At 64.8% G+C, this 25,931-nt stretch carries 19 protein-coding genes and 1 pseudogene; 5 read left to right on the top strand and 15 right to left on the bottom strand.

Features of this window, described 5'->3' with window-relative positions; all coding sequences use genetic code 11:
- Positions 1-99: 99 nt before the first annotated feature.
- Complete coding sequence (locus YU9_RS44545; RefSeq protein ID WP_051380340.1) at positions 100-4,725, top strand: autotransporter domain-containing protein; 4,626 nt, start codon at positions 100-102, stop codon at positions 4,723-4,725.
- Between the two features lie 269 nt (positions 4,726-4,994).
- Here YU9_RS44545 and YU9_RS0104425 read toward each other — a convergent pair whose 3' ends face one another.
- The 7 genes from YU9_RS0104425 to YU9_RS0104395 form a co-directional block, all read right to left on the bottom strand.
- Positions 4,995-6,119, bottom strand: a complete 1,125-nt coding sequence (locus YU9_RS0104425; RefSeq protein WP_027571679.1) for a polyamine ABC transporter substrate-binding protein — start codon at positions 6,117-6,119, stop codon at positions 4,995-4,997.
- Between the two features lie 7 nt (positions 6,120-6,126).
- The gene (locus tag YU9_RS0104420; protein ID WP_027571678.1) at positions 6,127-7,305 is read right to left on the bottom strand and encodes an aminotransferase; all 1,179 of its coding nucleotides are present in this window, start codon (positions 7,303-7,305) and stop codon (positions 6,127-6,129) included.
- An 8-nt stretch (positions 7,306-7,313) separates the two neighbouring features.
- On the bottom strand, positions 7,314-7,640 hold the full coding sequence (locus YU9_RS0104415) for a rhodanese-like domain-containing protein (protein ID WP_027571677.1): 327 nt from the start codon (positions 7,638-7,640) through the stop codon (positions 7,314-7,316).
- A gap of 282 nt (positions 7,641-7,922) precedes the next feature.
- The gene (locus YU9_RS0104410) at positions 7,923-9,851 is read right to left on the bottom strand and encodes a potassium transporter Kup (protein ID WP_027571676.1); all 1,929 of its coding nucleotides are present in this window, start codon (positions 9,849-9,851) and stop codon (positions 7,923-7,925) included.
- A gap of 140 nt (positions 9,852-9,991) precedes the next feature.
- Complete coding sequence (locus YU9_RS0104405; protein WP_027571675.1) at positions 9,992-11,893, bottom strand: potassium transporter Kup; 1,902 nt, start codon at positions 11,891-11,893, stop codon at positions 9,992-9,994.
- Positions 11,894-12,142: 249 nt separating this feature from the next.
- Positions 12,143-12,973, bottom strand: a complete 831-nt coding sequence (locus YU9_RS0104400; RefSeq protein WP_027571674.1) for a flagellar motor protein MotB — start codon at positions 12,971-12,973, stop codon at positions 12,143-12,145.
- 23 nt (positions 12,974-12,996) lie between these two features.
- Positions 12,997-13,770, bottom strand: a complete 774-nt coding sequence (locus YU9_RS0104395; protein ID WP_027571673.1) for a motility protein A — start codon at positions 13,768-13,770, stop codon at positions 12,997-12,999.
- A 300-nt stretch (positions 13,771-14,070) separates the two neighbouring features.
- On the opposite strand from YU9_RS0104395, the gene YU9_RS0104385 reads away from it, so the two are divergent.
- Positions 14,071-14,364 (top strand): hypothetical protein, encoded by a 294-nt coding sequence (locus YU9_RS0104385; protein WP_027571671.1) that lies wholly within the window; start codon positions 14,071-14,073, stop codon positions 14,362-14,364.
- 15 nt (positions 14,365-14,379) lie between these two features.
- Here the strand turns inward: YU9_RS0104385 and YU9_RS0104380 are convergent, their stop codons facing one another.
- From YU9_RS0104380 to YU9_RS0104365, 4 genes are all read right to left on the bottom strand, one after another.
- A complete protein-coding gene (locus YU9_RS0104380; protein ID WP_027571670.1) occupies positions 14,380-15,099 on the bottom strand; it encodes an RraA family protein in 720 nt (239 codons plus the stop codon).
- A gap of 123 nt (positions 15,100-15,222) precedes the next feature.
- Positions 15,223-16,104: a phosphatidylcholine/phosphatidylserine synthase gene (locus YU9_RS0104375; RefSeq protein WP_027571669.1), complete on the bottom strand. Its 882-nt coding sequence runs from the start codon at positions 16,102-16,104 to the stop codon at positions 15,223-15,225.
- Positions 16,105-16,184: 80 nt separating this feature from the next.
- Positions 16,185-16,907 (bottom strand): phosphatidylserine decarboxylase, encoded by a 723-nt coding sequence (locus YU9_RS0104370; protein WP_256375856.1) that lies wholly within the window; start codon positions 16,905-16,907, stop codon positions 16,185-16,187.
- 53 nt (positions 16,908-16,960) lie between these two features.
- A complete protein-coding gene (locus YU9_RS0104365; protein WP_027571667.1) occupies positions 16,961-18,919 on the bottom strand; it encodes an ABC transporter ATP-binding protein/permease in 1,959 nt (652 codons plus the stop codon).
- Between the two features lie 201 nt (positions 18,920-19,120).
- Here YU9_RS0104365 and YU9_RS0104360 point away from each other — a divergent pair, with 201 nt between their 5' ends.
- Positions 19,121-19,726, top strand: a complete 606-nt coding sequence (locus tag YU9_RS0104360; RefSeq protein ID WP_027571666.1) for a TIGR00730 family Rossman fold protein — start codon at positions 19,121-19,123, stop codon at positions 19,724-19,726.
- 181 nt (positions 19,727-19,907) lie between these two features.
- Here YU9_RS0104360 and YU9_RS40965 read toward each other — a convergent pair.
- The 4 genes and pseudogenes from YU9_RS40965 to cysS form a co-directional block, all read right to left on the bottom strand.
- Positions 19,908-20,283 (bottom strand): annotated as a pseudogene (locus tag YU9_RS40965) (VOC family protein).
- Between the two features lie 125 nt (positions 20,284-20,408).
- Entirely contained in the window at positions 20,409-22,007 is a 1,599-nt protein-coding gene (gene cimA, locus YU9_RS0104350) for a citramalate synthase (protein ID WP_027571665.1), read from the bottom strand.
- On the bottom strand, positions 22,004-22,495 hold the full coding sequence (locus YU9_RS0104345) for a GNAT family N-acetyltransferase (protein ID WP_027571664.1): 492 nt from the start codon (positions 22,493-22,495) through the stop codon (positions 22,004-22,006). The genes cimA and YU9_RS0104345 overlap by 4 nt, the downstream gene beginning before the upstream one ends.
- 115 nt (positions 22,496-22,610) lie before the next feature.
- Complete coding sequence (gene cysS, locus YU9_RS0104335; RefSeq protein ID WP_027571663.1) at positions 22,611-23,993, bottom strand: cysteine--tRNA ligase; 1,383 nt, start codon at positions 23,991-23,993, stop codon at positions 22,611-22,613.
- 291 nt (positions 23,994-24,284) lie between these two features.
- Here cysS and YU9_RS0104330 point away from each other — a divergent pair, with 291 nt between their 5' ends.
- Both YU9_RS0104330 and YU9_RS0104325 read left to right on the top strand, forming a co-directional pair.
- On the top strand, positions 24,285-24,590 hold the full coding sequence (locus YU9_RS0104330; RefSeq protein WP_027571662.1) for a hypothetical protein: 306 nt from the start codon (positions 24,285-24,287) through the stop codon (positions 24,588-24,590).
- Between the two features lie 130 nt (positions 24,591-24,720).
- On the top strand, positions 24,721-25,917 hold the full coding sequence (locus YU9_RS0104325) for a DUF2865 domain-containing protein (protein WP_027571661.1): 1,197 nt from the start codon (positions 24,721-24,723) through the stop codon (positions 25,915-25,917).
- The last annotated feature ends 14 nt before the right edge of the window (positions 25,918-25,931 follow it).

Below are 25,931 nucleotides of genomic sequence, written 5' to 3'. Positions count from 1 at the left end.
ACCCCTTATCAGGACACCCCTCCCCGCCCGATGCGATGAATCCAGCCGAGGACTCGGGACGCGTTGGGGGACGAAGTGACGACGGGGAAAGATTGTTTCGTGGCGACCCGCCACCTGCGGGCGGCGCTGTTGACGTCGTCGGCGCTGGCCTTGGCCTGGATGCTGCCGGCGGTGCCCGCCCGTGCGCAGGACGCCACCTGGCTCGCCTCCCCCGGCAGCAACGATTATGGCACCGGCGCCAACTGGGACACCGGCACAAAGCCGACCGGCACTGCCTATTTCAGCGCGTCGAACATCACCGACCTGTCGTTATTTGGCGGCGTCACGGTCGGCGGCTGGACATTCAATGCCGGCGCCTCGAACTACACGTTTGACCTCAGCAGCTCACAATTGACCTTCACGGGCGCCGGCATCGTCATCAACGGCGGCGGCGTTACCATCAATACCGGCAACTTAAACCTGTATTTCCGGAACACCAGCACGGCCGGCGGAGCGACAATCAACAACAACGGCAGCCTTGTTCAATTCTTCAACAGCAGCACGGCCGGCACCGCCGCCATCAGCAACAACGGCGGCGTTCAATTCTCCAACAGCAGCACGGCCGGCACCGCCGCCATCAGCAACAACGGCTTCCTGGAGTTCTTCAACACCAGCACAGCCGGCAGCGCAACCATTACAAACAACTACGCGACGACTTTTTACGAGAACAGCACGGCCGGCAACGCCGCCATCACCAACACCAACCTCATTCTTTTCTATGGCCACAGCACCGCCGGCAGCGCCATCATCACCAACAATGGCGGCATCACCTTCCAAGACTACAGCACGGCCGGCACCGCGACCATCACCGTCAATGGTAGCGTCTCCTTTCAGGACAACAGCACGGCCGGCGATGCGGCGATCGTCAACAATGCCAACGCCTTGGTCGACTTCAGCCAGACCGCGGGCCTCAACGGCGACAACAAGATCAGCGCCGGCTCGATCGCGGGCGCGGGCTTGTACCTGCTCGGCGCCAATGAGCTGACCGTCGGCTCCAACAATTCCTCGACCGAGGTCAGCGGCGCCATCTCGGGCACCGGCGGCTCGCTGGTCAAGATCGGCACCGGCACGCTGACGCTGTCGGGCGCAAATACCTATACCGGCGGCACCACGATCAATGGCGGCAACTTGCAACTCGGCAGCGCCAGCGGCGTCGGCTCCATTCTGGGGACCGTCAACGTTGGCGCCCTCGGCAGGTTCAGCGTCGTCAACGCCGACACCAGCGGCATCACTGGCATCTCCAACGCCGGAATCACGATCTTCCAAAACGCGAGCAGCGCCGGCTCGGCCAGCATCTCGAACAGCGGCACCCTCTCCTTCTACGACGACGGCACGGCCGGCAGCGCCACCATCACCAACAACGGCGGCTTGATATACTTCTACGGCACGAGCACGGCCGGCAGTGCCGCCATCACCAACAACACCCATGGCCAGCTCATCTTCAACGACTCGAGCACGGCCGCAAACGCCAGTATCACCGGCGGCGACTACACCTCCGTTGGCTTCTACAATTCGAGCACGGCTGGCAGCGCCACCATCAACATCAACGGCTATGCAGGCTCGTTGAGTTTCCACGGCACCAGCACGGCCGGCAGCGCCACCATCACCATCACCAGCACCAACAGCGCGTTATTCTACGACACCAGCACCGCTGGCAGCGCGACAATCAACAACGACGGGCAGTTCTCCTTCTACGGTTCGAGCACTGCCGGTAATGCTGGCATCACCAACACCGGCACAATCAGCTTCAATCAAACCAGCACGGCGGGAAGCGCCGGCATCACCAACAACGGCGTCCTCACCTTCAGCGCCTCGAGTACCGCAGCAAGCGCTACCATTACCAATAATTTCGCGATGTTTTTCAGTGGCGCCGGCACGGCGGGCAGCGCGACCATCAACAACGCCTATAATCTATTCTTCAATGGCACCAGCACGGCCGGCAATGCCGTCATCACCAACAACGGCAACGGGCTCTTCCACAGTTCCGTCGGAAACACTTCTTTCACGGACAACGCGACCGCGGGCAATGCGCAGCTGATCAACAACGACCCGAGCGCCGTCTTCGATTTCTCCGCCAGCTCCGGCCCGAACGGCGACCACAAGCTTAGCGCCGGCTCGATCGCCGGCAACGGCACCTTCTATCTCGGCGCCAACGAGCTGACCGTCGGCGGCAACAATCTGTTCACCACCGTCAGCGGCGTGATCGCCGATGGCGGCGCGAGCGGCGGCACCGGCGGCTCGCTGGTGAAGACCGGCACCGGCATGCTGACACTCACCGGCACCAACACCTATACCGGCGGCACCACCTTTGCCGGCGGAACGGTCAGCGTCTCCACAGACGCCAATCTGGGCGACCTGGCAGGCAGCCTGACCTTCAATGGCGGGACCCTGCAGATATCAGGCACGACATTCAACGCCACCTCGCGCACCATCAACTGGGGTACCAGCGGCGGCACATTCGACATTGCAGACGCAGCCAACAATTTCACCGTCAGCCAGAATCTCAGCGGCGGCGCGCTGACCAAGTCCGGCGCCGGCACGCTGACCTTGACCGGCGCGGACACATTTTCCAGCGTGACGATTTCCGCCGGCACGCTGGCGTTCTACAACACCACGGCCGGCAGCACGACCATCACCAACAACGCGCAGTTGGCGTTCTACGGCCACTCTACGGCCGGCGACGCGACGATCGTCAACAGCGGAAATGTGCTGTTCGACGGCAATTCGACGCCCGGCAGCGCGCAGCTCACCAACACCGCGTCCACCGCCGTCATCAACTTCTGGACGCCCGGCCCGAGCAGCGACGGCAAGCTCACCGCCGGCTCGATCGCCGGCAATGGCCGCTTCGACCTCAACGGCGTCGAGCTGACGGTTGGCAGCAACAATCTGTCGACCACCGTCACCGGCGTGCTCACGGGCGACGGGCAACTCACCGGGACATCGCTGATCAAGGTGGGCTCCGGCACGCTGACGCTTTCGGGCGTCAACACCTATACCGGCGCCACTTCGGTCGACGGCGGCACGCTGGCGGTGAACGGCTCGATTGCGTCCTCCAGCAGCCTCACCGTGAACAGCGGCGGCACGCTCGGCGGCACCGGCACAGTCGGCAACACGACGATTGCGAGTGGCGGCACGCTGGCGCCCGGCAATTCCGTGGGCACTCTCACCGTCAGCGGCAATCTCGCCTTCAGCGCCGGCAGCTTCTATGGGGTCGAAGTCTCCGCGACCGCCGCCGACCGGACCAACGTCTCGGGCACCGCGACGCTCACCGGCGCCACCGTGCAGGCCTTGGCGATCCCGGGCAGCTTCCGCAGCCAGACCTACACCATCCTCAATGCGTCCGGCGGCTTCGGCGGAACGCAGTTCGCCGGGCTGAGCGTCAGCGGCAGCTTCAGCCCCACGCGCAATCCGCACCTCACCTACGACCTGAACAACGTCTATCTCGTGCTCGATCCCGGCGCGATCGTGCTGCCGGCGGGTACCGGCGCCAACCAGAGCAACGTCGCCGGCGCCATCAACGGAGCCGTCGCGAGCGGCGGGACGCCGCCGGCCGGCTTCGATGCGCTGCTCAACATGGGCCAGCCGCAGCTCAACCGCGGGCTCAGCCAGGTCTCCGGCCAGCCCGGCGCCGCCGGCACGCAGGCCGCGTTCGGCGCCGCGCAGCAGTTCGTCAACATGCTCGATCCCTTCGGCGGCGGCTCGGACGGCGAGCGCGGCGGCACCGCCGGCGACGGCGGGACGCTGGGCTACGCTTCCACCACACCAAACGACGCAAAAGTGCGCGAGGCCTACGCCGCGGTGACGCCGCGCGAGGCCAGCGGCGATGTCGTCGACCGGCGCTGGGGCGTGTGGGCCTCTGCTTACGGCGGCGCCAGCACGTTGAACGGCAACACTGCGGCCGGCTCGAGCACCACCACCAGCCGCATCTACGGCACCGTGGTCGGCGCCGACTATCGCGTCTCGCCGAACACGCTGCTCGGCTTCGCGCTCGGCGGCGCCGGCTACAACTTTGCGCTGTCGGACAGTCTCGGCAGCGGCCGCGCCGACCTGTTCCAGGCCGGTCTCTATGCCCGCCACAATTTCGGACCGGCCTATCTCTCAGCAGCCCTCGCCTATGGCTGGCAGGACGTCACCACAGATCGCACCGTGACGGTGTCTGGCACCGACAAGCTCACCGCCAACTTCACGGCCAGCACCTTCTCCGGCCGCCTGGAGGCAGGCTGGCGCTTCGCACCCATCCCCGCCTCCACCTTCGGCGTGACGCCCTACGCGGCCGCACAAGTCACCACCTTCCATTTGCCCGGCTACGGTGAAACCGCGATCGTCGGCAGCAACCAGTTCGCGCTGTCCTACACCGCGCAGGACACCACCAATGTCCGCACCGAGCTCGGCGCCCGCACCGACCAGCGCATCCTCGTCAACGACGGCGTGCTCACGCTCCGCGGCCGGCTCGCCTGGGCGCACGATTCCAACACCAACCGTCTCGTCAGCGCCGCCTTCCAGACGCTGCCGGGCGCGGCCTTCACGGTCAACGGCGCGCAACCGGCGGCCGACTCCGCGTTGGTCGGCGGCCGCGCGGAAATGAGATGGCGAAATGGTCTTTCGCTTGCGGGCACGGTCGAAGGCGAGTTCTCCCGCAGCACGCAGACTTACACGGGCAAGGGCACGGTGCGGTATGAATGGTAGGTATCGCCCTGCTCTCGCGATGCTTCGCAACTAGAGCGGTGTCTGGGCCTGATGGCCACGATGCCATTCTGCCAGTGTTTTGCCCGACGTGTCAAAGGAGCGGAGGCTGATGAGGTCAGGCGCACTCGGCTTGCCTCGCAGGCTCAGTTTTCGCCGCGCGCGAGGTGTTCAGTTCCTTTGCGTCTGCGGAGCGATTAGGCCAAGCGGCATTCTACTGTGCATGGGGTTGTTTTGCAGGATTTAGTTTGTCGGGATGGTTCCCGGCCCAACTACCGCCCCGTCTTCACCTTCGTCCACAGCCGGTTGATGATCCGCTGCGTCGCCGGCTCGCGCGCCGTGATGACGAACAGTTTTGCGAGTGTCGCCTCGTCCGGATAGATGTTCTTGTCGCCTAGGATCTTGGGATCGATCAGCTTCTGGCTGGCGAGGTTGCCGTTGGCGTAGGACAGGAAGTCCGAGTTCTTGGCGGCAACGTCCGGGCGGTAGAGATAGTTGATCAGCTCGTAGGCTTCGGCGACGTTCTTGGCGTCTGCCGGGATCGCGAGATTGTCGAAGAACATCTGCGCGCCCTCTTTGGGAATCGCGTAGCCGATCTCGATGCCGCTGCCGTTGTCTTTCTTGGCTTCCGCCGCGCGGGCGCGGGCCTGCATGATGTCGCCGGACCAGCCGACCACGAAGCAGATCTCGCCGGTGGCGAGCGCGCTGAGGTATTCGGACGAGTGAAACTTGCGCACCGACGGCCGAACCTTCGCGACGACGTCGGCGGCCTTCTCCAGATCCGCCTGCTTGGTCGAGTTCGGATCGAGCCCGAGATAGTTCAGCGCCGCCGGGAAGATGTCGTCGGCGGAGTCGAGCATGTGCACGCCGCAATCTTTGAATCTTGCCAGGTTCTCCGGCTTGAACACGACGTCCCAGCTGTCGATCTTCGCGTCGGCACCCAGGATCTGCTTCACCTTGGCAACGTTGTAGCCGATGCCCGTCGTGCCCCACATGTAGTTCGCGGCGTAGACATTGCCGGGATCGTAGATGCCGAGGCGCTGCGTCACCACCGGCCAGGCATTGGCGAGGTTCGGCAGCTTCGACTTGTCGAGCTTCTGGAAGATGTTGGCCTTGATCTGGCGCTGCAGGAAATAAGCGGTGGGCACCACGACGTCGTAGCCGGACTTGCCGGCCATCAGGCGCGTCTCCAGCGTCTCGTTGGCGTCGAACGTGTCGTAGACCACCTTGATGCCGGTCTCCTTGGTGAAGGCTTCAAGGACGCCTGGCGCCATGTAGTTGGACCAGTTGTAGAAGTTGACAACGCGCTCCTCCGCCCCTGCGGGACCGGGGAGCAACGTCAGCGCGGCGGCGATTGCAAGACCAAAGCCAAATCCGGAGCGGCCGACGTTCGTCATCTCTCGTCTACCTCTTGCGCCCGCGCACCGCGTCCGACAGCCGCTCCAGCGCGGTGTCGAGCGTCTCGTCCTTCTTGGCAAAGCAGAAGCGCACCACTGATGTCACCGGGTCCTGCTCGTAGAAGGCGGAGACCGGGATGGCCGCCACCTTGTAGTCCTTCACGATGCGCCAGCAGAACTCGGTGTCGCTCTCGTTCAGCCCGAGCGGCGACAGGTCGACGGTGAGGAAGTAGGTGCCTTGCGACTTCAGCACCGGGAAGCCGAGGCTCTCCAGCCCCTTGGTCAGGCGGTCCCTGCTCCGCGTCAGATCCTTGCGCATCGACCGGAAGTAGTCGTCGGACTTGCCGAGGCCATAGGCGACGGCGGCCTGCAGATTCGGCGCGGTGGTGAAGGTCAGGAACTGGTGCACCTTGGCGGCAACGCGCAGCAAGGGCGGGGCGGCGCAGACGAAGCCGATCTTCCACCCCGTGAGCGAGAAGATCTTGCCGGCCGAGCCGACCTTGATGGTGCGCTCGCGCATGCCGGGGATGGTGATGAGCGGGATGTGCTTGTGCTCATCGAAGGTGACGTGCTCCCAGACCTCGTCGCAGATCGCAATGACATCGAACTCCTGGCAGTAGCGCGCGAGAAGCTCGAGATCCTCGCGCGGATAGACCACCGCGGAGGGATTCAGAGGATTGTTGAAGAGCACCGCCTTGGTCTTTGAATTGAACACGCTTTTCAGCATGTCCTCATTCAGCCGCCAGTGCGGCGGCTCAAGGCGCACCAAGCGCGGAATGCCGCCGGCCTGGCGGATGATCGGCAGATAGGAATCATAGACCGGCTGGAAGCAGATCACCTCGTCGCCGGGCTGGACCACGGCGAGGATCGCCGAGGTCAGCGCCTCGGTGCCGCCGGAGGTGACCATCACCTCGCTCATCGGATCGAGCTTGAGGCCGTGCCAGTGGCCGTAATGGGTCGCGATCGCCTGGCGCAACTCCGGCAGGCCCATCATCGAGGGGTATTGGTTGTAGCCGTTCAGCGAGGCCTCGGCCGCGGCTCGGCGGATGTCCTCAGGGCCGGGATCGTCGGGGAAGCCCTGGCCGAGATTGATGGCATCGTTGTCGCGCGCCGCCTGCGACATCGCCTCGAAGATGGTGACGGGAAGATCGGCGAAGACCTTGTTCAGGGACGAGCTTTTGGACATCGGGCCGATCAGCCACCGACCTTGCTGGGAAGACCAGCCGCCTTCCAGCCCAGCATGCCGCCGGCCAGATGCTTGTCGTAAGGCAGGCCCGCCGCCTGCGCCGCGAGCGAGGCCGTCACCGAGCGCTTGCCCGAGCGGCAGGCAAACACGACCTCCTTGCCTTGCGGATCGGGGATCGCCTTGGGATCGAAGGTCGAGAGCGGAACCACGACGCCGTAAGGGTAGGCTTCGGCCTGAACCTCGTTCGGCTCGCGGACGTCGACGAGCAGATAGCGCCCTTCCGCGACACCCTTGGAGACCTCGTCCGGGGTCAGATCCTGTACCTGGTTTGCCACTTCATCCTCCAACGTCGAAAGGTGCATGCCCGGGGCGATCCCGGCCGGCGGCAACCTCGCCTCTCAGCAGGCGAAAATCAAGCGCCACAAAGACTTGAGCCGCGCGGCGCAAGTTAAAGCTAAATCGCAGCGACTTGAAGTCCGGCTTTCAGGACGCCTGAATCTCGGGGAATCAAGTACGCCGCGGCTCCTCGGTTCTAGCCGCGCCGCCTCTGGAATACTGGATCGCCCGGTCCAGCCGGCGATGACTGCGGTGGAGACGGACGGAGCCCCGGCTGGAGGCTAAATCGTCACCTGCGTTCCGACCTCGACCACGCGGCCGGAGGGGATCTGGAAATAGTCGGTGGCATCGTTGGCGGAGCGGCTGAGCGAGATGAACAGCCGGTCCTGCCAGCGCGGCATGCCGGAATGGGCGGCGGGTTTCAGCGCCCGGCGCGACAGGAAGAACGAGGTCGACATGATGTCGAACTGCCAGCCCAGCTTGCGGGCGATCGCGAGCGCCTTCGGCACGTTGGGCGATTCCATGAAACCGAACTTCAGCGTCACCTTGGAGAAGGTCGGTGAGATCTGCTCCAGCTTCACCCGCTCGGCCGGATCGATCCGCGGGGTCTGCGCGGTCTCGATGGTGAGAATGACATTCTTCTCGTGCAGCACCTTGTAGTGTTTCAGACTATGCATCAGCGCCGTCGGCGCGCTGAGCGGATCCGAGGTCAGAAACACCGCAGTGCCCGGCACCCGCTGCGGCGGCCGCTTCTCCAGCATTGCCACCAGGTCGGCAAGCGGGAATTCGAGCTTGCGCGACTTCTCGAACAAGAGGCGGCTGCCGCGCCGCCACGTGTACATCAGGATGATCATGAGCGCGCCGAGCGCCAGCGGCACCCAGCCGCCCTCGAACACCTTCAAGAGGTTCGCGGTCAGGAAGGTCAAATCGAGGAACAAGAACGGCGCAATCAGCGCGCTCGCGGTGAGCGCCGACCACCGCCACCCCTTCCAGACCACGACGAAGCCCATCATCGCCGTGACCACCATGGTGCCGGTGACGGAGATGCCGTAGGCGGACGCGAGCGCGCTGGACGAGCGGAACAACAGCACCAGCAGCACCACCGCGACCAGCAGCAGCTGGTTGATGCGCGGGATGAAGATCTGGCCGGAATGGGCTTCCGACGTATGGCGAATTTCAAAGCGCGGCAACAGCCCGAGCTGGATCGCCTGCCGCGTCAGCGAATAGGCGCCGGTGATGACGGCCTGGCTCGCGATGACGGTGGCGGCCGTGGCCAGCACGACCATGCTGCCGCGGAAAAAGCCTTGCGGGAAGAGCTGGAAGAACGGGCTCACGATCGCGCCGGGGTCGCTGAGGACCAGCGCCCCCTGCCCCAGATAGTTCAGCGCCAGCGATGGCAGCACGATAGAGAACCAGGCGAACTGGATCGGCCGCTTGCCGAAATGGCCAAGGTCGGCATAGAGCGCCTCGGCGCCGGTGACGGCCAGGAACACGGCGCCCAGCGTCACGAAGCCGATGACGCCGTGGTGAAGCATGAAGGACACGGCATAAAGCGGATTCAGCGCGTACAGCACCTGAGGCTGCTGGATGATCGGATGGATCGCTGCGGCCGCGAGCACCGCGAACCAAACACACATGATCGGGCCGAAGAAGGCGGCAACGCGGGCGGTGCCGCGGGATTGCACGGCAAACAGAGCGACCAGGATCACCACGGTGAGCGGCACGATGTAAGGCTCGAACCTCAGGGTGACGTCCTTCATGCCCTCGATCGCCGACAGCACCGACAGCGCCGGGGTGATCACGGCATCGCCGTAGAACAGGGCTCCGGAAATGATGCCGAGCAGGACGATGGTCGCCCCGCCGGTGCCAACCGCCCGCTGGGCCAGTGCCATCAGCGCCAGCGTGCCACCCTCGCCGTTGTTGTCGGCGCGGAGCAGGATCACGACGTATTTGAGCGTCACCACGACGACGAGTGCCCAGAGGATCAGGGAGAGCACGCCGAGCACGGCGGCCGGTGTCGGCAATCCGTCTGCGCCCGAGGCCGCCATCACCGCCTCGCGGAACGCGTAGAGCGGGCTGGTGCCGATATCGCCATAGACGACCCCGATGCTGCCGAGCGTCAGCGCGCCGAAACCGGCGGTGGTGTGGGCCTCGCCATGCCCATTGGCCGCCGCCGTTTCCGGGGCGGGAACTGCTACGTCGCTTGTCATGGGAGCGCCCAGTGGCCTCTAAAATGCTTCACTGCACAACGGCGGAAGAGCGCGCGGCTTATAGTCCTGCGCTGCCGGCATGGCCTAGCCCGATTCCGGGGCCTAGCCATGCAATTTCGCATGGCTGCGCCAGTTGCGTTCTAGATGGTGACCTGGGTTCCGACTTCAACCACCCGGCCCGTGGGGATCTGGAAGTAGTCCGTGGCATCGTTGGCCGAGCGGCTCAGCGCGATGAACAAATGGTCCTGCCAGAGCGGCATGCCCGACTGCGCCGAGGCCTTCAACGACCTTCGCGACACGAAGAACGACGTCGACATGATGTCGAACTGCCAGCCCTGCTTGCGCGCGATCGCGAGCGCCTTGGGCACGTTCGGCTGCTCCATGAAGCCGAAGCGCAAGCGCACCTTGGAAAACTTGTCGCTGATCTTCTCCATCCTGAACCGCTCCGACAGATCGACCCGCGGCGTATGCGCGGTTTCGATGGTCAGGATCACGTTGTGCTCGTGCAGCACCTTGTTGTGCTTGAGATTGTGCAAGAGCGCGGTCGGCACGAAAGCGGGATCGCTGGTCAGGAACACGGCGGTGCCCTTGACGATGTGCGGCGGCCGCTTCTCCAGGCTCCGGATCAGATCGTCCAGCGGCACCTCGATCCGTCGCGTCTTCTGCATCAGGATTCCGGAGCCCTTGCGCCAGGTCCAGATCGTTCCCGCCATGACGATGCCGAACAGCAGCGGCACCCAGGCGCCTTCGAGCAGCTTGAGCAGATTGGCGCTGAAGAAGCTCAAATCGACGACGACGAGGGGCATGATCAGGGCCGCGGCCGCCGCCGCACGCCAGTTCCACAACTTCCAGATCACGACGAAGCCCATGATGCCGTCGGCGACCATGGTGGTTGAGACCGCAATGCCGTAGGCCGAGGCCAGATTGCTGGGAGTGTGGAACAGCAGCACCAGCAGCATCACGCCGATCAGCAGCAGGCGGTTGACGCGCGGCAGATAGATCTGGCCCGCATGGGATTCGGAGGTGTAACGCACCTCGAAACGCGGCAGGAGGCCGAGCTGCACGGCCTGATAGACCAGCGAATAGGCGCCGGTGATCACCGCCTGGCTCGCGATCACGGTTGCGGCAGTCGCAAGCCCGACCAACGGCAGCACGAGGTTCTCGGGTACCATGCGATAGAAGGAGTGCTCGATCGCGCTGGGATCGGACAGCACCAGCGCACCCTGCCCGAAATAGTTGATCAGAAGCGCAGGCAGCACGAAGAACATCCAGGCCGACTGGATCGGCTTGCGGCCGAAATGGCCGAGATCGGCATAAAGCGCCTCACCCCCGGTCACCGCCAGGAACACGGCGCCGAGTGTCACGAGGCCAACCGTGCCGTGCGACAGCACGAACTGCACGGCATAATAGGGATTGATTGCCGCCAGCACGGAGGGGTCGTCGGCGATGTGGACGGCTCCCATCACGGCGATGACGGTGAACCATACCACCATCACCGGCCCGAAGGCCGAGGCGACCAGTGCGGTCCCCTTGCTCTGGACCGCGAACAGCAGCACCAGAATGAGGACGGTGAGCGGCACGACATAGTGCTCGAGCGCGGGAGTTGCGAGCTTCAGGCCTTCGACCGCCGAGAGCACCGAGATCGCCGGCGTGATCATGGAATCGCCGATGAACATCGAGGCGCCGACCACGCCGAGCGCGAGCAGGAACCAGCTCCGCCGCCCGAGCGCGCGCTGGCCGAGCGCCATCAGCGAGAGCGTGCCGCCCTCCCCGTTATTGTCGGCGCGCAGCAGCAGCAAGACGTATTTGGCGGTCACGACGATCAGCAGTGCCCACAGGATCAGCGAGAGCACGCCGAGCACGATGACCCGCGAGACCGGCTCGCCATGCGCCGCGCTTCTGACCGCCTCATGGAATGCGTAGAGCGGCGAGGTGCCGATATCGCCGAAGACGACGCCGATGCTCCCGAGCGTGAGGGCCCAAAAGCCTGATGTGACCGGTTGCCCATCCTGGGTCTCGGCCGATGTGATGCTCGCCGTCATGAGGGTGGAAAACGCTTCGTCCCTGAATTTGATCCGGCGCCTTTTGACGCTTCCCGCGCGCCTGTCAATCGGCTTCCACCATAGCAGGCACCGGGACAGAAGCTGTGACGCCGCAGCAACGTTCATCGCCTGCGCGACGACATGCCTCAGGTAGGATGGTAGCGCAAGAGGCCTATTTTCCGAGCATGATCGCGTCGGAAAACCGGTGCCCACTTTGCGCTAACGCGGCCCCTCGGGCCCGGATCATGCTCACGGCTTCAGATTCGGCGGCAGCGGCGGATCCTCGCGCATCAGGGTGATGGTCACCCGCCGGTTGGCGGCGAGCGAAGGATCGTCCGGAAACAGCGGCTGGGTGTCCGCCTTGCCCGAGACGGCGAAGATGTGCGACGGCGGCAGGCCCTCGCGTTCGAGGATCTGGCGTACCGCATTGGCGCGGTCGGCCGACAGATCAAAGGCCCCGTAGTCGCTGCGGGTCGGCACGAAGCCCGCCGCGGTGTGGCCGGCGATGGAAACGCGGAGCGGCGTGGCCTTGAGCGGGATCGCGAGCTTCTCGACCAGGCGCCGGGTACGGTCATAGGGCACCTTGGAGCCGTCGGCGAACATCGAGCGGCCATCCTGGTCGACGATCTCCAGGTTGAGGCCCTGCTTGGTCTCCTCGAACATGATGTGCTTGGACATCTCGGTCAGTTCCGGCATGTCCTGCAACGCCTGGCGCAGCGAGGCCGCCGCCAGTGCGAAATTGCGGTCGACCTTGACCTTGGCCCCCGACGTGCGGTCGCGGTCCTCCTGATCCGGCGTCGGCGTATTCGAGGCATCTTCAGGTTGAATGTGATCGACGTTCTTCAGCCGCGGACGGGTCGGCAAACCGTCAGACTCGACGATGCCGGCGTAGCGCGCTTCGCTCTGCACGCCGAAGGCGTCACGCATGGACCCTGCGACGATCTTCAGCTTGTTGGCGTCTTGCGTGGAGAACGCGACGAGCATCACGAAGAAGCTCATCATCAGGCCCATGAGGTCGGCGAAGGTCACGAACCAGCCGTGACCGCCGCCATGCGCATCGCCGCGTTTCTTCTTCGCCATGACCTAAATCCTGGTGCGCGCGGTCAGGCCGGCACCGGTTCACCCTCGGCGTTGCGATGCTTCTCCGGCAGATAAGCCAGCAGCATTTCGCGCACCAAGGTCGGGCTCTTGGAGTCGCGGATCATGAGGATGCCGTCGATGATCAGGGTGCGGTTGGTCTCTTCATCCAGCAGCTTGCCATGCAGCTTGTCGGCGATCGGCAGACAGAACAGGTTCGCAACTAGTGCGCCGTAGAGGGTGGCGAGCAGCGCGGTCGCCATGAACGGGCCGAGCTTGGAGGGGTCGGTCATGTTGGCGAACATCTGCACCATGCCGATCAGGGTGCCGATCATGCCGAACGCCGGGGCGCAGTCGCCGATGGCGCGGTAGATCTTGCTGCCCTCGTCGAGGTGCATCAGGAAGTTGTCGCGGTCGCGCTCGAGATTGTCACGGATGAAGTCGAGATCGTAGCCGTCGGCGACGTAGCGGATGCCCTTGGCGAGGAACGGCTCGTCGGTCTCGACCTTTTCGAGCCCCACCGGCCCCTGCTTGCGGGCGATCTCGGCGATGCGGGCAAGCTCGTCGACGAGGTCGTGCGCCGACAGCCGGCTCATGGTGAAGGCGAATTTGGCGCCGAGCGGAAGGCCGTGCAGGAGCGCCGAGAGCGGAAAGCGGATCATGGTGGCGGAGATCGAACCGCCGAAGATGATGATCATCGCATGTTCGGAGATGAACATGTGCAGGTCGCCGCCCATGAGGATCATCGCGGTGATGACGATGATGCCCGCCGTGAGCCCAACGCCCGTCATGATATCCATGGGAGACTCCAACGCGAACGCAACAACGGCCGTCCTGGCCGCTGGCGCGGCCCAACCCCGAACCGCATCGGAAACCCTAGAGTGCCGCCCTTAAAGCCGCGTAAAGGTTAAGTCTGGACAGCGTGCTGCCCGCTGCTGCGATTGCTGCTGCCGGCGAGCGATGGGAATTTCAACACTTCGCTAACCATAAGCAGGCGCGCCACGACGTCACATCGGCTGCGGCCCTCCGCCACATCCGGGACGAAGGATGAATTGCTATTCTGAAGCGGGGCGGCATGCTCAATCGCGGGAGCCATCGCGATGTTGACGCTGTTCAGCCTTCTCACTGCGCTGCCCGCGGCGCTGGCGTTCCACCTGCTCGAGCCGGAGCTCGTCCTGCCGGCCTTCAGCATCCTGCTCTTTGTCGAGGCCGCCTTCGCGGCGATCGCAGCGCGCTTGATTCACCTCCCGGACAATGCGGAGGACATCACGCTATGGGACCTCGCAGGCGGCTTCACCCTGATCGGATGCGCCGCCGCAATGTTCGGTGAGCCGGATCAAGCGGCTCAGTTCCTGGCGGAGCAAGGCGGCCCACGGCCGGCTTCGCGGCCGTAGGTCGTTCAACCGCGCTTAGTGGATTTCCGCCGAGCGCTTCAGCGCGGCCTTCAGCTTTTCCAGCGAGAAATCGGGGCTGCGGGCGATCTCGAGGATCGGCGTCTCGCGGCGGCCGCAGAGTTCGGCTGCCTCCGGCAGCTTTGCGGCGACGTCGAGCGGGATCACGATGGCACCATGCTGGTCGGCGTGGATGAGATCATCCGACTTCACGGTCATGCCGGCGACGCGCACTTCGCCGCCAAAGCTTTCCGCGTGCACCCAGGCATGCGACGGGCCGATCGAGCCGGCGAGTGCCTGGAAGCCCGGCGCCCACTGCGGGATGTCGCGGATCGAGCCGTCGGTGATCACGCCGAGGCAGCCGAGGGCCTTGTGCACGTTGCTCTGCACCTCGCCCCAGAACGCGCCATAGCCGACATCAGGCCCGTCGATGTCCTGGATCACCGAGATGCGCGGGCCATGACCGGTGCCGATATATTCATAGTATTCGATGCGGCGCTTGGACTGCTCCTCGGCTGGGAGCGATGATTTCAGCACCGAGCGGATCGTGACCGTGCGGGCATAGCCGACGATCGGCGGCAGGTCTGGGAACGGACAGACCAGTTGCTTGGTGGTGTAGCCGATCAGCCGCCGCTCGGGCGCCACGATCTCCATGGCATTGCAGATCGTCGGGGTATCGTAGCGGCCCAGCGCCTCGAGGACGGAAGCGGGCAGCGGCCCGGTCGCGGTATCAGTCACGGCGTTCTCTCCCAGATTGGCGGTCGCTGTTGGCGCGATGCCGCCGGCACAGGGCGATATAGCCGAGATCAGGTCTCAACCCAACTCAGGCAGGCCTCATGGCAGATATCCGCGCCGGGCTGCTCAGTGCAGCCGTCCGGGCCGTTCGTCATCGTGCGGCGGCTCTGACAAATTCGTCAGTGTTGGTGCTGATGGCGGCGACGGAACTTCGCCTCCTGACGGCGCGGTGGCTTCCAGCGCGCGCGCCTGGTCGCGATAGGATTTGTAGCCGAGCGGCAAAGCGAGAAGATACAGCACCGTGCCGATCGACAGCACGTGCCAGGGATAGGCAATCAGGAGCGCGATGAAGACGATCACCGCAACGAAGGCCGGCAGCACCAGCTCGGGCGGAACGCGCATGCGCTTGGTCTTGCCGGAGAACACCGGCAGGCGCGACACCATCAGGAAGGCGATCAGCAGCGTATAGGCCGCCGTCACCGCCGCCGGCAGCCGGCCGAGCTCGAGGAACGCCACATAGATCGGCAGCAGCACCGTGATCGCGCCGGCGGGCGCCGGCACACCGGTGAAGAAATTGGCGGCGAAGGCCGGCTTGTTGGGATCGTCCATCGTGGCGTTGAAGCGCGCAAGCCGCAGGCCGCCGGAGATCGCGAACACCATGGCGGCGATCCAGCCGGCATTGCCGAGCTCGTGCAGCTGCCAGAAATACAGCATCAGGCCGGGCGCCACGCCGAAATTGACGAAGTCGGCGAGGCTGTCGAGCTCGGCACCGAACTTGGACTGGCCCTTGATCATGCGCGCGATGCGGCCGTCGATGCCGTCGAGCGCGGCCGCGAACACGATGGCATAGACGGCGAGCGACATCCGCCCCTCGATCGACAGGCGGATCGAGGTCAGGCCGGCGCAGATCGCCAGCAGCGTGATGACGTTGGGCACCAGCATCCGCACCGGGATCGGTCGGAACCGCCGGCGGCGCGCATCGGGATATTTGAAGTCATAGGGCGTCATTGCTCACCTCGAGGCGAGATATAGCAAGCCGCACCCCCCTCCGCCATTGCGGCGGACGGCCCATAAGCACCGACTATTGGTTAATTGGCGCGGAAGGCGCGGCTCGGGTCGTCGCCGGCAAGGTCGGCCAGGATCGTCTCTCCAGCGATCGCGGTCTGCCCTTCGGAGACCAGCGCCTTGGTGCCGACAGGCAGGTAGACATCGAGCCGCGAGCCGAAGCGGATCAGGCCGAAGCGCTCGCCGGCACCGATCGACTGCCCCTCCTTGACAAAGCAGACGATGCGCTTGGCGACGAGACCGGCGATCTGCACCACGCCGATCCGCGCATTGGGCGTCGTGATCACCAGCGAGTTGCGCTCATTGTCCTCGCTCGCCTTGTCGAGCTCGGCGTTGATGAAGAGACCCGGGCGGTAGGCGATGCGGTCCACCCTGCCCGCCACGGGAGCGCGGTTCACGTGGCAGTTGAACACGCTCATGAACACCGAGATGCGCGGCAATGGCCGGTCACCGAGGCCCAGCTCGGCCGGCGGCAGCGCCATGGTGATCATCGAGACGCGGCCGTCGGCCGGCGACACCACCAGCCCCTCGCGCACCGGTGTCACGCGGACGGGGTCGCGGAAGAACAGCGCGCACCAGACGGTCAGGATGGTGCCGATCCACCCCAAAGGCGACCACAGCCAGAACAGGATCAGGCTTGCCAGCGCGAAACCGCCGATGAAGGGATAGCCCTCCTTGTGGATCGGCGGAATCTGGCGCTGGATCGAATCGAGAATGGACATCGTTATCTGCCGCTTGGGGTTAATGGCACGGGTCGTCGCGCGGGTTGTTTAGGCCAGAGTTGGGACCGGAGACAAGATCACTCCGCCGCCGCGGGCGTCGTCAGGATGTCATCGACCGGCGGCGGCTCCCGGTTGGGCGCCGCACTGGCGTCGGCCATCTTGGCCAGCTTCTCGCGCGCCGCCTCGGCCTCGCGCTGCCTGTTCCACATGCTGGCATAGAGGCCGCCCTGCGCGAGCAGTTTCGCGTGGGTGCCGCGCTCGGCGATGCGGCCCTGGTCGAGCACGATGATCTCGTCGGCGCCGACGATGGTGGAAAGCCGGTGCGCAATCACCAGCGAGGTGCGGTTCTTCGCCACGCGATCGAGCGCGCCCTGGATCTCGTGCTCGGTGTGGGTGTCGAGCGCCGAGGTCGCCTCGTCCAGCACCAGGATCGGCGGTGCCTTGAGCACCGTGCGCGCGATCGCGACGCGTTGCTTCTCGCCGCCGGACAGCTTCAGGCCGCGCTCGCCGACCTGGGTCTCGTAGCCCTTCGGCGCCATCCGGATGAAATGGTCGATCTGCGCCAGCCGCGCCGCCTCCTCGACCTCGGTATCAGTCGCGTCCCAGCGGCCGTAGCGGATGTTGTAGCGGATGCTGTCGTTGAACAGCACGGTATCCTGCGGCACCATGCCGATCGATGCACGCAGGCTGGCCTGCGTGACGTCGCGGATGTCCTGGCCGTCGATCAGGATCTTGCCGTCGGAGACGTCATACAGGCGGAACAGCAGCCGCGAGATGGTCGACTTGCCTGCGCCCGAGGGGCCGACGATGGCAACGGTCTTGCCGGCAGGCACCTCGAAGCTGATGCCCCTCAGGATCGGGCGGGCCGACTCGTAGGCAAAGCGCACGTCCTCGAAGCGCACGGTGCCGGCGGAGATGACCAGCGGCTTCGCGTCGGCTGCGTCCTTGATCTCGGCCTCGCGGCCCAGCACATTGAACATCTTCTCGATGTCGATGATCGCCTGCTTGATCTCGCGATAGACCATGCCCATGAAATTCAGGGGCTGGTACAGCTGGATCATCATGGCGTTGACCAGCACGAAATCGCCGACGGTGTTTGTGCCGTTGCGTACGCCGATCGCGCACATCAGCATGGTCGCGGTCAGGCCCAGCGTGAAGATCACGGCCTGGCCTGTGTTGAGCACAGCAAGCGAAGTATAGGTGCGGACGCTCGCTTCCTCGTAACGCGCCACCGACTTGTCGTAGCGCTGCGCCTCGCGCGCCTCGGCACTGAAATACTTCACCGTCTCGTAATTGAGCAGCGAGTCGATCGCCTTGGTGTTCGCCTCGGTGTCGGAATCATTCATCTTGCGGCGGATGCCGATCCGCCACTCGGTCGCGATGTAGGTGTAGTACATGTAGAGCGTGACCGTGATCAGGGTGGCGACCACGTAACGCCAGTCGAATTGCCAGAGCAGCACCGCCAGCAGCAGCGAGACTTCGACGATGGTCGGGATCAGCTGGAGGATCACCATGCGCACGATGACCTCGATGCCCTCGCGGCCGCGCTCGAGCACGCGCGTCAGGCCACCGGTCTTGCGCTCCAGGTGGAAGCGCAGCGACAGATCGTGCATGTGGATGAAGGTGATGGTGGCGAGCTTGCGCACCGCATGCATGGCGACGCGGGCGAAGATGCCGTCGCGCCATTGCGTCAGCACCGCCATCAGGATGCGCATCGTGCCGTAGCTCGCGGTCAGCAACAGCGGCGAGGCGATCACCCAGAGATGCCAGTTGTCGGCCTGCACCGGCGCGGTGTTGGCGCCGGTCAGCGCATCCGTCGCCCATTTGAAGCTGAACGGCACCGCGAGCGTGATCAGCTTGGCGGCGAGCAGCAGCACCAGCGACCAGACCACCCGCATCTTCAGATCGAAGCGATCGCCCGGCCAGATATAGGGCCACAGATGCGCCAGCGTGCCCATCAGCGTGGCCCCGGCCTGCGGTCCTCCAGCGGGAGGCTCAGGAACGTCGGCGCCGTCGAACGATTGAGGTTGGTCCATCAAGAAGCCTGAAAGCCCGCCGGATGCGGGCGCAACTGTGATTAACGATCTTCGCCCGTCATATAGAGCCTTCCCGATGCCCACGCACCCCGCCAGATGGCGAATCTTTGATTGTTTATCGTCATTTACCGGTAGATTTCCGGACAGTCCGAATCACCGATTGGGCTTGACGCCCCTTCGCTGCAATGCATCATGGTGTCAATGAGCATTATCAAAACCGTCTGTGTCTACTGCGGCTCCGGCCCTGGAACAAATCCCCGCTTCACCGAAGGCGCCAAGGCGTTCGGCAAGGCGCTCGCCGAAAACAACGTCCGCTTGGTCTATGGCGGCGGCTCGCTCGGCCTGATGGGCGCGGTCGCGACCTCCGTGCTCGACCATGGCGGCACCGTCACCGGCATCATCCCCGACTTCCTGCGGCTGCGCGAGAACGCGCTGACGCGCGTGCAGGAGATGATCGTCACCCCCGATATGCACGAGCGCAAGCGCCTGATGTTCGAACGCTCCGATGCCTTCGTGGCGCTGCCGGGCGGCGTCGGCACGCTGGAGGAGCTGGTCGAGCAGATGACCTGGAAGCAGCTCGGCCGTCACGCCAAGCCGGTGCTGCTTGCCAACATCGACAATTTCTGGGAGCCGCTATTCTCGCTCTTGTCTCACATGCGCCAGACCGAGTTCATCCGCGCCGGCCTTTCGATCGACATCCTCAAGGCCGATCGCGTCGAGGAGATCCTGCCGAAGCTGAAGGCGGCCGCAGCACAGGTGGCCGAATCGGACAAGCAGCTCGCCCCGGAAATGGCGCGCAAGCTTTAACGATTGGTTGGCTCGATTTCGCCGCGGGCTCCGTCACCTCTCCCGCATGCGGGAGAGGTCGCCGCGCAGCGGCGGGTGAGGGTTCTCTCCTCTTGGGGGGTCTCGCCCGCGGAGATACCCCCACCCCAGCCCTCCTCCGCAAGCGGGAGAGGGAGCGCACCGCCTTTGTGGCGATCACGCTTTACTCTGCCGGAAACGTCACCGCCTCGATCCGGTTGCCGTCGGGATCGAGGGCGAAGGCTGCGTAGTAGCGCACGCGGTCGTGCGGGCGGATGCCGGGCGCGCCGTCGGAGGCGCCGCCAACGGACAGCGCCGCCGCGTGAAACGCATCGACCTCAGACGGTTTTCGCCCGCAAGCAGATGTGCACGCCGCTCTCCGGTCCGACGCGCGGCATGCCTTCGCGTAAGTTGATCCAGAACTCGGGATAGGCCTTGCCGAAGCCAACCGTCCGCGGCCGCGTGACGAGGCGCGTGAGACCGAGGGTGGCGAGCGTTGCCTTGTAGAATTTTGCGGCGCGCTCGAGATCGCTGACGCCGACGGAGATGTGGTCGATCATGTGCCGTGCTCCCCCTCCGTTGTCATTCCGGGACACGCAAAGCGTGAACCCGGAATCTCGAGATTCTCAGGTGCGCAACTGCGCACCATAGTTCGGTCCGGCGGACCGCCCCGGAATGTCTCCAGCTACGCGGGCGCGCCCGACTTCACGAGCTTGTAGATCACCGAATCCATCAGCGCCTGGAACGAGGCGTCGATGATGTTCGGGGACACGCCGACCGTGGTCCAGCTGTCGCCGTTCTCGTCCTCGCTCTCGATCAGGACGCGCGTGACCGCGCCGGTGCCGCCATTGAGGATACGGACGCGGTAGTCGATCAGCGTCAAGCCCTCGATGTATTTCTGGTACTTGCCGAGATCCTTGCGCAGGGCAACGTCGAGCGCGTTGACGGGGCCGTTGCCTTCGGCCGCCGAGATCAGATGCTCGCCGGCGACGTCGACCTTGACCACCGCGAGCGCCACGGTGACCCGCTCCCCCAGCGCGTTGTAGCGCTGCTCGACATTGACGTCGAACTGCTCGACCTGGAAATAATGCGGCACCTTGCCGAGCGTGCGGCGCGCCAGGAGCTCGAACGAGGCGTTGGCGGATTCATAGGCATAGCCGGCCGCCTCGCGTTCCTTCAATTCCTCGACGAGACGCGTCAGCTTGGGATCGCTCTTGTCGTAAGCGATGCCGGCGCGGTCGAGCTCGGCGATGACGTTGGAGCGGCCGGCCTGATCGGACACCAGTACCTTGCGGTGATTGCCAACCAGCTCCGGCAGCACGTGCTCGTACGTCTGCGGATCCTTCAGCACGGCGGAGGCATGGATGCCGGTCTTGGTGACGAAGGCGCTCTCGCCGACGTAAGGAGCATGCCGGTTCGGCACGCGGTTGAGCATGTCATCGAGCGTGCGCGAGACCTTGACCAGGGTCGCCAGCTTCTCCGGCGTGACGCCGATTTCGAAAACGTCAGCAAAGTCCTTCTTCAATTTCAGCGTCGGGATGAGCGAGCAGAGATTGGCGTTGCCGCAGCGCTCGCCGAGGCCGTTCAGCGTGCCCTGGATCTGCCGCGCGCCCGCGCGCACCGCGGCGAGCGAATTGGCCACCGCCTGCTCAGTGTCGTTATGGGCGTGGATGCCGACATGATCGCCGGGAATGTGCTTGGTCACCTCGATGACAATGGCCTCGACCTCATCAGGCATGGTGCCGCCATTGGTGTCGCACAGCACCACCCAGCGCGCGCCGGCTTCATAGGCCGCCTTGGCGCAGGCCAGCGCAAAGCTCGGGTCCTCCTTGTAGCCGTCGAAGAAATGCTCGCAGTCGAGCATGACCTCGCGGCCGGCGGCCTTCGCGGCTGCGACGCTGTCACGGATCGAAGCGAGGTTCTCCTCCTTTGTCGTCTCCAGCGCGACCCGCACCTGATAGGCGGACGATTTTGCCACGAAGCAGATCGCGTCCGCCTTCGCCTCCAACAGTCCGGCGACACCGGGATCGTTGGAGACCGAGCGCCCCGCCCGCCGCGTCATGCCGAAGGCGGTGAAGCGCGCGTGATTGAGCTTCGGCTTGGAGCCAAAGAACTCCGTGTCGAGCGGGTTGGCGCCGGGATAGCCGCCCTCGACATAGTCGATGCCGAGATCATCGAGCATCGCCGCGATGACCTGCTTGTCAGCCAGCGTGAAATCGACGCCATTGGTCTGCGCCCCGTCGCGCAGCGTGGTGTCGAACAGATAAAGACGCTCCTTGCTCATGGCCCCGCTCCGAGCGTCTTCTTCATGGTGGTGTTGGCGAGCCACTCGTCGCCCATGGTGACGCTATTGCGCTGCTGGGCGGTGTAACCGCGCTTGGCGAAGAAGCCTTGCGCGTTGTCGCTGGCATCGACCGACAGGCTCGCCGCGCCGCGGCCGCCGGCGAGCTTCTCCAGCGCGTCGACCAGCATGGTTGCGATGCCCTGCCCGGCCACAGCCGGATGGACATAGAGCATGCGAATGTGATCGTTACCGCGCAGCGAGGCGAAGCCGACGGGCGAGCCCTCGAGTGTCGCGATCAGCGTGAGGTCGGCGGCGAGCCGCTTGCCGAACTCTTCGTCCTCGGCCGCCGCCATCCAGGCTTCCTGCTGCGCCTCGCTATAATCGTCGCCGGTCAGCTCCTCGATGCTGGCGGCGAAGATCGCTGCGAGCACGGGCACATCCGCGGGCAGGAAGGGCCTGAGTGCGGGCTTTGGCACAGTCTGTCCCATCGTCCTCACCACATCCCATAGAGCTTGAGCACCAGCGCCACGGCACCGGCGAGCAGCGCGATCTTCAGCACGATGTAGTAGAGCCAGTGCCGCGGGAAAGGCGTGTCGGGCCGCTTCATCGCGCGATCTCCCAGGTCGTTCCTTCCTTTGAGTCCTTGATCGCAACACCCATCGTAGCGAGCAGATCGCGGATGCGGTCGGATTCCTTAAAGTCCTTGCGGCTACGGGCGGCCGTCCGCTCCGCGATCAGGCGCTCGACTTCCTTCGCATCGATGCCGCTCGCCTGCTGCTTGCGGCTTTCCCATTGCGCAGCGCTCTCGGAGAGGAAACCGAGTAGCCGCAACGAGCCCGCAAGACCCGCGATATCGTTGCCACGCAGGCCGTGCAGCGCCGCGATCGCCTGCGGCGTGTTGAGGTCATCGAGCAGAGATTCGACCACCGACGCAGCCGGCTTTCCGGGCGCAACATCGGCGGCGACACGGTACCAGTCGTCGAGCGTCTTGGCGCTCTCTTCCAGCGACTTCACCGTCCAGTCGATTGGGGAACGATACTGCGTCTTCAGCATGTTCAAGCGCAGCACCTCGCCCGGCCATTCTGCGAGCAGCTCGTGGATCGTGATGAAGTTACCGAGCGACTTCGACATCTTCTCGCTCTCGACCTGCAGGAAGCCGTTGTGCATCCAATAGTTTGCCATGCGCTCCTGGTGAAAGGCACAGCAGCTCTGCGCAACCTCGTTCTCGTGATGCGGAAACACGAGATCGATGCCGCCGCCGTGGATGTCGAAATGCTCGCCGAGATGCTTCCAGGCCATCGCCGAGCACTCGATGTGCCAGCCGGGCCGCCCCTCCGCCTTGATGCCGGCCGGCGACGGCCATGACGGCTCGCCGGGCTTGGACGGCTTCCACAGCACGAAATCGGTGTTGCCCTTCTTGTAGGGCGCGACATCGACGCGGGCGCCGGCGACCATCTCGTCCAGCGAGCGATTGGACAGCGCGCCGTAGCGCGGCAGCACCGAATTGGCCGCGTTCATCGCCTGAGGCGAGAACAGCACATGGTCCTCGGCGACATAGGCAAAACCGCCGGCGACCAGCTTCTCGATGAGCTCGCGCATCTCGCCGATGTGCTCGGTCGCGCGCGGCTCCACGGTCGGCCGAAGCGCGCCGAGCGCATCAACGTCGGCGTGAAACTGCTTGCCCGTCTGCTCGGTGACCTTGCGAATGGCCTCGTTCAGCGGCAGGCCCGGGAAATCGCGCGCGGCGCGGTCGTTGATCTTGTCGTCGACGTCGGTGATGTTGCGGACATATTTGACATGCGCCTCGCCATAGAGATGGCGCAGCAGCCGAAACAGTACGTCGAACACGATCACTGGCCGCGCATTGCCGATATGGGCGAAGTCGTAGACGGTCGGTCCGCAGACATACATGCGGACGTTGTTCGGATCGAGCGGTACAAAGGTCCGCTTTTCCCTCGTCAGCGTATCGTGAAGGCGCAATTCCATATGGATACCCGTCGGCTGTTGGCCGGGCGTCCAGGGCTCTCAATGTTTTTGAGAAAAGACGGCTCCAGCCAGCGAATCGCTAGCTCGTAATCTCGCGGCAAATGGCGCAAATGGCGAGGAGACCGTTCATGCGGCCACATATGGGCCACCACGGGCCCCGGCGTCAAGAGCCGCGAAAATGCCGCTTTGTCTCCGCAAAGCGCGCGGCCCGCCCTGATGGTTCATGATCCCCTAACCATTTGAGGCCATTCTGGAACCGGCGGTTCCTCCATTTTTAGCCCCGGTATTTTCATGCGATCCCTGCTCGCGCTCATTTTCAGCGCCGCGATCCTTGCAGCACCCAGCGCTTGCGCCGAGACCCGCGTTTTCATCGTCGCCAATCAGGCGGATGGCTATGGGGTCGACCAGTGCCTGGCCAGGGGCGACAAATGCGGCGCATCGGCCGCGCGCGCCTATTGCCAGTCACGAGATTTTGCCCAGGCATCAAGCTATCGCCGGGTCGATCCCGACGAAATCACCGGCTCCGTCCCCAAAACTGGCGCAAACTGCTCCCATGGGCATTGCGACGAATATGTCGCAATCACCTGCCAGCGCTGAATTCGCTCGGAGCTGGCGGACCTTAGGCCCAATCTTTGGCCCCTGAAACGACGTGACGATGCCGCAGGAAGCGGCTATTGGAGGGCGCGCTTCGGCCCCCCAGATCACGCTGGGCCGTGACCTCGCTAGAATGGCGGATATGCCTGAATTTTTGTCGCTCCTCTCCCGTGCCCGCTTCCTCCTCGCCTGCACCGTGCTCCTGAGCACTGTCGTGCTCGCCAATGGCGCCTTCGCGCAGGCCGGCCCGCCCGGCCCGCCGCCTCAGCCCGGCCAGAACGGGCTCGGGCCGAACCCGATGTGCGTCCGCCTGGAAGGCCAGCTCGCCGCGCTCGACCGCGGCGGCGGCGGTGGCGATCCCGCGCGCGAAGAGCAGATCCGCCGTTATCAGGATTCCCAGGCCAAGCAGCAGGCCGAGCTCGACCGCGTCACCATGCAGGCCAAGCGCATGGGCTGCGATTCCTCCGGCTTCTTTTCGCTGTTCAACGGCCAGTCGGCGCAGTGTGGCCCAGTGAACACCCAGATCCAACAGATGCGCGCCAATCTGGACCAGATCACCGGCAACCTCGAACGGCTGCGCGGCGGCGGCCCCGGCGGCTTCAGCCCGGAGCGTGACAACCAGCGCCGTTCGGTCCTGATGGCGCTGGCGCAGAACAATTGCGGCCCGCAATATGCCAATGCCGCGCAGTCGCAAGGCGGCGGCAACTTCCTGAGCAACCTGTTCGGCGGCAACAACAACCCGAACAATCCGCAAGCCGTGCCGCCCTCCGATCTCGGTCCGCAATCAGGCACCTTCCGCACCGTGTGCGTGCGCACCTGCGACGGCGCTTATTTCCCGATCTCGTTTGCCACCGTGCCGGCGCGCTTCCCCGACGACGAGAAGACCTGCAAGGCGCTGTGCCCGGCCGCGGAAGCCGTGCTCTACAGCCATCGCAATCCCGGCGAGGACATGAACTCGGCAGTCTCGATCGGCGGCCAGCCCTACACCGCGCTGCCGACCGCGTTCAAATTCCGAAGCGAGTTCAACCCGTCCTGCTCCTGCAAGGCGGCGGGCCAGACCTGGGCGGACGCGCTGAAATCAGCCGACGACAAGGCCGCAGCCGAGCAGCAGGGCGACATCATCGTCACCGAGGAGAGCGCCAGGAAGATGCAGCAGCAGCGGCTCAACAAGGGCACGCCTGCCAATGCCAAGAAGGGCGCAGCTCCCGCGCCGACGACGGCGACTGCACCGGCTGCAACACCGCCTGCGGATGCAGCCCCCACGACCTCGTCGGAGAACAAGCCGATCCGCTCGGTCGGCCCGACCTTCCTGCCGCAGCAGCAGAAGTAGGCGTTACTCTCTGT

Source organism: Bradyrhizobium sp. WSM1743 (genome assembly GCF_000473065.1).
Lineage (GTDB): Bacteria > Pseudomonadota > Alphaproteobacteria > Rhizobiales > Xanthobacteraceae > Bradyrhizobium.
Note: the sequence above shows the minus strand (reverse complement) of the source record. Positions and strands in the feature narration are given on the sequence as shown.